Origin of the sequence: Streptomyces viridosporus (assembly GCF_002078235.1) — a bacterium.
In the GTDB taxonomy this organism is placed as follows: Bacteria; Actinomycetota; Actinomycetes; order Streptomycetales; family Streptomycetaceae; genus Streptomyces; species Streptomyces viridosporus.
Genome location: NZ_MSGP01000983.1, coordinates 1 through 831 on the forward strand (window position 1 = coordinate 1; position 831 = coordinate 831).

1 protein-coding gene is annotated in these 831 nt (G+C 73.9%); it reads left to right on the forward strand.

What is annotated here, in order from left to right; genetic code table 11:
• On the forward strand, nt 1-831 hold an 831-nt coding region (locus B7L92_RS39040; RefSeq protein WP_255311389.1), incomplete at both ends, for a protease-associated domain-containing protein.

Below are 831 nucleotides of genomic sequence, written 5' to 3' on the forward strand. Positions count from 1 at the left end.
ACGTACAGCGTGACCTCCTTCCTCGACGTGCGCGGCAGCCACGGCGCCGACTCGCTCGGGCTCGGCTTCCTCGCCGCCCCCGAGATCACGGTCGACCGGGACCGCGAGATCACCCTGGACGGCCGGGAACTCCGGGAGATCCGCGCCGCCGTGAACCGCCGCACCGAGACCCGGCAACTGCTCATGGAGTACGACCGCGACGCCGGCGGCTCCGACCTGTTCGACGCCGTCCAGGTGCCCCTGGCCTACGACAGCGTCTTCGCCGCGCCGACGGCACGCGTGCGGCAGGGCACCTTCGAGTACCGGACCGTGTGGCGGCTCGGCAAACCACTCCTGGAGGTCGAGGGGATCGCCGACGCGGTCGTACAGGCGGGCGGCACCCTGATCGAGGGCCGCACCAGGCTGCCGCTGGTCGACGTGGGCGCCGGGGAGTTCACCGGCAAGGACGTGCGCGGCAAGGCGGTCCTGGCCCGCCTCGCCGACGGCACCGAGCCCACCGCGCTGGCGCAGGCCGCGCAGGACGCGGGCGCCAGGGCGCTGTTCGTGACCGACGACGCACCCGGCCGGCTGAGCGCATGGTGGGGCACCGACGACAACGACGACCGCCCCCTCCAGATCGCCACCGTCGACAACGCCGACGCGGCACGGCTGCGCACCGCCCGTGACGTCGACATGACGGGCACCCGCGACACGCCGTACGTCTACGACCTCTCGGAGGGCCACCCGGGAGCGATCCCCGACCGGGACCTGACCTACGCGCCGGCTTCCCGTCAACTCGCCGCCGTCCGGGCGCGGTTCCACTCCGCCCAGCCGGCCTCCGGAGGCGAGTTC